We start from the raw sequence: 8135 nt of genomic DNA on the forward strand, positions 1-8135 counted from the left end.
CCTCGTTGTGGATGCCAGCGACCAGATGCATGATCAGCAGCGGGTTGGCCGCCCCCAGCCACAGCGCGCTGACCTCGGCGACGCCGCAGCGGCGAGCCAGTCGCGGTGTCGCCCAGACGATCAGGCCGACTCCGAGCAGCACCACCAGCCGATGGCAGAGCACCGCGGCGACGATGTTTTCGCCGGTCAACGCCGAGATACCCCGGCCTATCCACAAGAACAGCGGCCCGTAAGGCGCCGGTGTCTCCCGCCACAGGCTGGGCACCGACAACGTGAAGACGTGCCCGAGGCCCAGGCCGGTCGCCGGGCCCACCCGGTACGGGTCGAGTCCCAGCCGGCAGATCTGACTCTGCGCCAGGTAGGAGTAGACGTCCTTGCTGAACATCGGTGGGGCGATCAGCAGCGGCAGCACCCACAGCAGCAGCGTGCGATCCAGCTCACCGCGAGACATTCGCCGCTTGCCCAGCGCGAACCGGCCCAGCATCAGCCACGCCAGGGCCATCATCACGGCCCCAGTCGTCGTCATCGTCAGCGACACCGTCTGGATCCGCGACGGAAGGTTGAGCAGCCGGACGCCGAACGTCGGGTCTTGGACTACCGGCCGGGCCCCGGCGCCAAGCGCCCCGATCGCCATCAGCACCGTGCCGGTCGCGCCGAAAACCCGGGTGCGACGAAGCGCGATCTCCTCGCGGTCGTTCAGTGGCTGGCCAACAGCCTTTTCGTCGCCGTGCAGGCTGGCGATCGACGAACTCAGCGAGTGGTGGCGGTCTGCCATCACAGCAGCGTAACCGGCGCCGGGGCAGGGCCGAACGCGTCAGGTGTGACCAGCGCAACGTCGGCAGAGGGTAGCCTTGCTGGACCCGATGCTGGAATTGCGTCACACTGGTGTTGTGAAATTCCCGCAGTCCGTTCAAGGTGCCGAAGCAGCAGCCGCTGCTGCGACCCATGACGGCCAGACACGCAGCGCCGTCGTGCGGTTGCTGCTGGAGTCCGGGTCCATCACCGCCGGCCAGATCGGTGAACGCCTGGGTCTGTCGGCGGCCGGGGTGCGACGCCACCTCGACGCATTGATCGACATGGGCGAGGCCGAGTCGGTTCCGGCCGCGCCGTGGCAGCAAGCCGGCCGCGGCCGACCGGCCAAGCGGTACCGGTTGACCTCGACCGGCCGCGCGAAGCTGGACCACAGTTACGACGATCTGGCGTCCGCCGCGATGCGCCAGCTTCGTGAGATCGGCGGCGAAGAGGCGGTCCGCAGCTTTGCCCGTCAGCGCATCGACGCGATCCTGTCCGGTGTGGAGGCGGCCGATTCGGATGCCGACGAGGACATCGAAGCCACCGCCGAGCGGATCGCCGGCGCGCTGTCCAAAGCCGGGTACGTCGCGACCACCACCCAGGTGGGCGGTCCGATCCACGGAGTGCAGATCTGTCAGCATCATTGTCCGGTGTCGCACGTCGCCGAGGAGTTCCCGGAATTGTGCGAAACCGAGCAGCAGGCGATGGCCGAGGTACTCGGCAAGCATGTGCAGCGGTTGGCGACGATCGTCAACGGCGACTGCGCCTGCACCACCCATGTCCCGCTCGCCGCTGCTGAAGCCCAACCGTCTGAACTTCGGCGCACAGCCCGTGCCGAAGCCACCACGAGCATCAAAGGAGTGTCGTTATGACTCTCACCCCGGAGGCCGCCAAGACGGCTGTGCCCGCCGCGACGCTGACCCAAGAGGAGACGATCGCCTCGTTGGGCCGTTACGGCTATGGCTGGTCGGACTCCGACGTGGCCGGTGCCAGCGCCCAGCGCGGGCTGTCGGAGGCTGTGGTCCGCGACATCTCGGCCAAGAAGAACGAGCCCGAGTGGATGCTCGAGCACCGCTTGAAGGCGCTGCGGATCTTCGAGCGCAAGCCGATGCCGAACTGGGGTTCCAACCTCGATGGCATCGACTTCGAGAACATCAAATATTTCGTGCGTTCCAGTGAGAAGCAGGCCGCCACCTGGGATGACCTGCCCGAGGACATCCGCAACACCTACGACAAGCTCGGCATCCCGGAGGCAGAGAAGCAGCGCCTGGTCTCCGGTGTTGCGGCGCAGTACGAGTCAGAGGTGGTCTACCACTCGATCCGCGAGGACCTCGAGGCTCAGGGCGTCATCTTCCTGGACACCGACTCCGGGCTGCGTGAGCAACCCGAGCTGTTCCAGAAGTACTTCGGCACGGTGATTCCGGCCGGCGACAACAAGTTCTCGGCGCTGAACTCCGCCGTCTGGAGTGGCGGATCGTTCATCTACGTCCCGCCGGGTGTGCACGTCGACATCCCGCTGCAGGCCTACTTCCGGATCAACACCGAGAACATGGGCCAGTTCGAGCGGACGCTGATCATCGTCGACGAGGGTGCCTACGTGCACTACGTCGAGGGCTGTACGGCGCCGATCTACAAGTCGGACTCGCTGCACTCGGCGGTGGTGGAGATCATCGTCAAGCCCGGCGGCCGTTGCCGCTACACCACCATCCAGAACTGGTCGAACAACGTCTACAACCTGGTCACCAAGCGGGCCCGGGCGGAAGCCGGCGCCACCATGGAATGGGTCGACGGCAACATCGGCTCCAAGGTGACCATGAAGTATCCGGCCGTCTGGATGACCGGCGAGCACGCCAAAGGCGAGGTACTTTCGGTCGCGTTCGCCGGCGAGGGCCAGCACCAGGACACCGGCGCCAAGATGCTGCACCTGGCACCCAACACGTCGAGCAACATCGTCTCCAAGTCGGTCGCCCGCGGCGGCGGTCGCGCGTCCTACCGCGGCCTGGTTCAGGTGAACAAGGGTTCGCACGGTTCCCGGTCCAGCGTGAAATGCGATGCGCTGCTCGTGGATACGATCAGCCGCAGCGACACCTACCCGTACGTCGACATCCGCGAGGACGACGTCACGATGGGCCACGAGGCCACCGTCTCCAAGGTCAGTGCGGATCAGCTCTTCTACCTGATGAGCCGCGGCATGACCGAGGACGAGGCCATGGCGATGGTGGTCCGCGGCTTCGTCGAGCCAATCGCCAAGGAACTGCCGATGGAGTACGCCCTGGAGCTCAACCGGTTGATCGAGTTGCAGATGGAAGGCGCGGTCGGCTAGTGGCGGGATTGACTGAAGCGGTGGAGGGGTCGGCCCTCGCCGCTGCCAACAAGGGCGAGCTGTTCTCCTCGTTCGACGTCAATGCATTCGAGGTTCCCGGCGGCCGCGACGAGATCTGGCGATTCACCCCGCTACGACGTTTACACGGCCTGCACGACGGTTCGGCGCACGCCACCGGAATCGCCAAGATCGCGGTCGGTGAGCAGCCCGGTGTGCAGGTGGAAACCGTGCGTCGCGGCGACGAGCGACTCGGACAGGGCGGCGTCCCCGCCGACCGCGTTGCCGCACAGGCCTTTTCGTCGATCAACACCGCGACGGTCGTCACCGTCGCCCGCGACACGCAGCTCGCCGAGCCGGTAGAGATCGCGGTCGAAGGGCCCGGTGCGGGCGCGGTGGCGTACGGACACCTGCAGGTACGCCTGGGCGAGCTCGCCGAAGCGGTCGTCGTCGTCGACCATCGCGGCAGCGGAATCTATGCCGACAACCTCGAATTCGTCGTCGGCGATGCGGCGCGGCTCACGGTGGTCTGGATCGCCGACTGGGCCGACGACGCGGTGCATGTCAGCGCACACCACGCCCGGCTGGGCAAGGACGCGGTGCTGCGTCATGTCGCGATCACGCTGGGCGGCGAAGTGGTGCGGATGACCGGCAACGTGCGGTTCGGCGCACCCGGCGGCGATGCCGAGCTCCTCGGCTTGTACTTCGCCGACGACGGTCAGCATCTGGAGTCGCGGTTGCTCATCGACCATGCGCAGCCGGACTGCAAATCCAACGTGCTGTACAAGGGTGCGCTGCAAGGGGATCCGGACTCGAGCCGCCCCGACGCGCACACCGTCTGGGTCGGCGACGTGCTGATCCGGGCCGAGGCCACCGGCACCAACACCTTCGAGGTGAACCGCAATCTGGTCCTGACCGACGGCGCCCGCGCCGACTCGGTGCCCAACCTGGAGATCGAGACCGGCGAGATCGTCGGAGCCGGACACGCCAGCGCCACCGGAAGATTCGACGACGAGCAGCTGTTTTACCTACGTTCGCGCGGGATCCCCGAGGAACAGGCCCGCCGGCTGGTGGTGCGCGGGTTCTTCAACGAGATCATCGCGAAGATCGCCGTCCCCGAAATACGCGAACGCCTGACCGCAGCCATCGAACACGAATTGGCCATCACGGAATCGAGAATCACCGCCTCATGACAACTCTGGAAATCAAAGACCTACACGTCAGCGTCGAGAATGCATCCGACGGCGACGAGATCGGCATCCTCAACGGAGTCGACCTGACGGTGCGCTCCGGTGAAACCCATGCGGTGATGGGCCCCAACGGGTCTGGCAAGTCGACCTTGTCCTACGCCATTGCCGGACACCCGAAGTACCGCGTGACCTCGGGATCGATCACGCTCGACGGGCAGAACGTCCTGGACATGAGCGTCGACGAACGCGCACGCGCCGGTCTTTTCCTGGCCATGCAATACCCCGTGGAGGTGCCCGGGGTGTCGATGTCGAACTTCCTGCGTTCGGCCGCTACCGCGGTGCGCGGCGAGGCGCCCAAGCTGCGGCACTGGGTCAAAGAGGTCAAGGCCGCGATGCAGGATCTGGACATCGACCAGGCGTTCGGCGAACGCAGCGTCAACGAAGGCTTTTCCGGTGGTGAGAAGAAGCGCCACGAGATCCTGCAGCTGGGGCTGCTGAAGCCGAAGATCGCGATCCTCGACGAGACCGATTCCGGTCTGGACGTCGACGCGCTGCGGGTGGTCAGCGAAGGCGTCAACCGCTACGCCGAAGCCGAGCACGGCGGCATCCTGCTGATCACGCACTACACCCGGATTCTGCGCTACATCAGCCCGCAGTTCGTGCACGTCTTCGTCGGCGGCCGGATCATTGAATCGGGCGGTCCGGAATTGGCGGACGAGCTCGAAGAAAACGGGTACGTCCGCTTCACGCAGACGGCCGCCTCGGGAGCCTGAGATGACGGTCTCGGCCACTCGTCCCGCGGCGCTGGATCTCGCGGCGATCCGGGCCGACTTCCCGATCCTGGCTCGCGTGATGCGGGGCGGAAACCAGTTGGCGTACTTGGATTCCGGGGCGACGTCGCAACGTCCGCTGCAGGTTCTCGACGCCGAACGCGAATTTCTCACCACCTCCTATGGCTCGGTGCACCGCGGCGCGCACCAGTTGATGGAGGAGGCCACCGACGCTTACGAGCAGGGCCGAGCCGACATCGCCGCGTTCGTCGGTGCCGATGCCGATGAGCTGGTATTCACCAAGAACGCCACCGAATCGCTCAACCTGGTGTCGTATGTGCTGGGGGACAACCGCTTCGACCGTGCCGTCGGGCCCGGCGACGTCATCGTCACCACCGAGCTCGAGCACCACGCCAACCTCGTCCCATGGCAGGAACTGGCCCGGCGCACCGGCGCCACGCTGCGCTGGTACGGGGTGACCGACGACGGACGCATCGATCTGGATTCGCTGCAACTCGACGAGAACGTCAAAGTCGTTGCGTTCAGCCATCACTCGAACGTCACCGGTGCGGTGGGCCCGGTCGCCGAGATGGTCGAGCGGGCGAAGGCCGTCGGCGCCCTGACGGTGCTGGATGCTTGCCAGTCGGTGCCGCACCAGCCGATCGACCTGCACGCCCTCGATGTCGACTTCGCCGCATTCTCGGGACACAAGATGCTGGGGCCCAACGGAATCGGTGTGCTCTACGGCCGCAGCGAGCTACTCAACGCGCTGCCACCATTTCTCACCGGCGGCTCGATGATCGAGACGGTCACCATGGCGGCCACCACCTACGCCGCGCCGCCGCAACGGTTCGAGGCCGGCACCCCGATGACGTCGCAGGTCGTCGGGCTGGCCGCGGCGTCGCGCTATCTGCGCAGCATCGGGATGGCAACCGTCGAAGCTCACGAGCGCGAGCTGGTGGCCGCTGCGATCGACGGACTGTCCGGCATCGACGAGGTCCGGATCATCGGGCCGACCGTGCTGGAAAACCGTGGCTCACCGGTGTCTTTCGTGGTCGACGGCGTGCATGCCCACGATGTCGGTCAGGTTCTCGACGACGACGGGGTCGCGGTTCGGGTCGGGCATCACTGCGCGCTGCCATTGCACCGCCGGTTCGACGTCGCGGCCACCGCGCGCGCATCGTTCGCGATCTACAACACCCTCGACGAGGTCGACCGGCTGGTCGCCGGGGTGCGCCGCGCCATCGATTTCTTCGGCAGGGCGTGAGCCGTCATGCGCCTGGAGCAGATGTATCAGGAAGTGATCCTCGATCACTACAAACATCCGCAGCACCGCGGCCTGCGCCAGCCGTTCGCCGCGGAGGTTTATCACAAGAACCCGGTCTGCGGCGACGACGTCACGCTTAGGGTGAGGTTGTCTGACGACGGCGAGACCGTCGCCGACGTGTCCTACGACGGCCAGGGCTGCTCGATCAGCCAAGCCGCCACGTCGGTGCTGACCGAGCAGGTGATCGGGCAAAGCGTCGGGCAGGCGCTGAAGACGGTCACCGCGTTCACCGAGATGGTGTCGTCTCGCGGAAATATCGCCGGTGACGAGGATGTGCTGGGCGACGGTGTCGCGTTCGCGGGCGTCGCGAAGTATCCGGCCCGGGTGAAATGCGCGCTGTTGGGCTGGATGGCGTTTAAGGATGCGCTGGCGCAGGCGAGCGGCGACTTGGAGGAGGTCAAAGGATGAGCGAAATTGCGGCGCCGGACAACGAGCTGCTCGGCGACATCGAGGAGGCGATGCGCGATGTCGTCGACCCCGAACTCGGCATCAACGTCGTCGACCTGGGCCTGGTCTACGGCGTCAACCTCGAAGAAGCGGAGGAGGGCACGGTCGCGCTGATCGATATGACGCTGACATCGCCGGCCTGCCCGCTGACCGACGTCATCGAGGACCAGTCGCGCAACGCGCTGATCGGGGCAGGATTGGTCGATGAGCTGCGGATTAACTGGGTGTGGAATCCACCGTGGGGCCCGGACAAGATCACCGAGGACGGCCGCGACCAACTCCGTGCGCTGGGCTTCACGGTCTGAGCCGACACCTCTAAAAGTCGCGCGAGCCGGGATATGGCCTCAGAATCTAATCACCGGACAGAAAGGTGAATGCGCGATGAAAAGAAAACTGGTGATTGCCGCGGCCTGTTTGGCGACCGCGCTGATGACTGGCGGCATTGCCAAGGCCGACCCGGGGGCGCCTGCGCCCGATCCGAATGGGCCGAAGTGCGACATCTGGAACGGTGGCGACGACGGAACTAAATGGGAACGGGTGCCGTGCGGCTGGGCTTATGGGGAACAGAAGGGCTGGTATCAGCTCCCTCAATGATGACGAAAGCCGGGGGCGCGGTCCGCAGCCGGCCCCCGGCTGTCATCGTTTGGCCCGGCCAGTACCTAGATATTCACCCGCTGCAAGGTGTGAATTCGACCCGGCTTGGCTAGCATCGTGGATGTGACGGATGCCAAATCAGCTCACGGAATTACCCCACCGGGAACTAAAGTACCTCCGCACGTTGTCGTAATGTTCGGCGCCACGGGTGATTTGGCGCAGCGAAAGCTCCTGCCAGGTCTGCTCCACCTGTCTTGTTCGAAGCTTGCCCCCGAGATGCGGGTCATCGGAACGTCGCTCGACGAAATCGACAGCGACAACTTCCGCAAGCTGGCTCACAAGGCCTGCAAGGAGTTCGCGCACCACGCCGTCTCCGACGAACTCTTTGACCAGTTCATCGCCAATTTGACCTTTGTCTCACAACAGGCTGGTCCGGAAGCGCTAGCGAGCGCGGTAGCAGAGCAAGTCGAGGTGCTCGGCGGCGAAGCCCATCTGTTGCATTACCTGAGTGTCCCGCCGAAAGCGGTAATGCCGGTGATGGACATGCTGCACAAGGCGGATCTGGCAAAGCATTCTCGGGTCGTCATGGAAAAGCCCTTCGGTGTCGATCTGAAAAGCGCTCGGGCGCTCAATAAGGCGATCCACGAGCGGTTCGACGAAGAGCAGATTTTCCGCATCGACCACTTCCTGGGCAA

Annotated in this window: 8 protein-coding genes and 2 pseudogenes; 9 read left to right on the forward strand and 1 reads right to left on the reverse strand. The window is 65.4% G+C overall.

Translation table 11 applies throughout. The annotated features are described in order from the left end of the window. Nucleotides 1-775, reverse strand: a 775-nt coding sequence (mptB, locus tag VN856_RS24820; RefSeq protein ID WP_325694280.1) for a polyprenol phosphomannose-dependent alpha 1,6 mannosyltransferase MptB, incomplete at its 3' end; no start/stop codon positions are given. Nucleotides 776-863: 88 nt separating this feature from the next. Between mptB and VN856_RS24825 the strand changes: the two genes are divergently transcribed. The 9 genes and pseudogenes from VN856_RS24825 to VN856_RS24865 all read left to right on the forward strand — a co-directional run. Then, on the forward strand, nt 864-1664 hold the full coding sequence (locus VN856_RS24825; protein WP_325694283.1) for a metalloregulator ArsR/SmtB family transcription factor: 801 nt from the start codon (nt 864-866) through the stop codon (nt 1662-1664). Further along, complete coding sequence (sufB, locus tag VN856_RS24830; protein WP_325694285.1) at nt 1661-3115, forward strand: Fe-S cluster assembly protein SufB; 1455 nt, start codon at nt 1661-1663, stop codon at nt 3113-3115. Before VN856_RS24825 ends, sufB begins: the two co-directional genes overlap by 4 nt. Then, entirely contained in the window at nt 3115-4305 is a 1191-nt protein-coding gene (gene sufD, locus VN856_RS24835) for a Fe-S cluster assembly protein SufD (protein ID WP_325694287.1), read from the forward strand. Before sufB ends, sufD begins: the two co-directional genes overlap by 1 nt. After that, nucleotides 4302-5075, forward strand: a complete 774-nt coding sequence (sufC, locus tag VN856_RS24840) for a Fe-S cluster assembly ATPase SufC (RefSeq protein WP_325694289.1) — start codon at nt 4302-4304, stop codon at nt 5073-5075. Before sufD ends, sufC begins: the two co-directional genes overlap by 4 nt. Nucleotide 5076: 1 nt before the next feature. Then, nucleotides 5077-6339, forward strand: coding sequence for a cysteine desulfurase (locus VN856_RS24845; RefSeq protein WP_325694290.1), 1263 nt, complete (start codon nt 5077-5079; stop codon nt 6337-6339). A gap of 6 nt (nt 6340-6345) precedes the next feature. Further along, nucleotides 6346-6826 (forward strand): annotated as a pseudogene (gene sufU, locus VN856_RS24850) (Fe-S cluster assembly sulfur transfer protein SufU); the annotation flags it as partial. Then, entirely contained in the window at nt 6804-7151 is a 348-nt protein-coding gene (locus VN856_RS24855) for a metal-sulfur cluster assembly factor (RefSeq protein WP_325694293.1), read from the forward strand. The pseudogene sufU and the gene VN856_RS24855, both read left to right, overlap by 23 nt. A 76-nt stretch (nt 7152-7227) precedes the next feature. Beyond that, nucleotides 7228-7440, forward strand: a complete 213-nt coding sequence (locus VN856_RS24860) for a hypothetical protein (protein WP_325694295.1) — start codon at nt 7228-7230, stop codon at nt 7438-7440. Between the two features lie 192 nt (nt 7441-7632). Beyond that, a pseudogene (locus VN856_RS24865) lies at nt 7633-8135 on the forward strand (glucose-6-phosphate dehydrogenase); the annotation flags it as partial.

The sequence above is a fragment of the Mycobacterium sp. genome (assembly GCF_035603715.1).
GTDB lineage: Bacteria > Actinomycetota > Actinomycetes > Mycobacteriales > Mycobacteriaceae > Mycobacterium.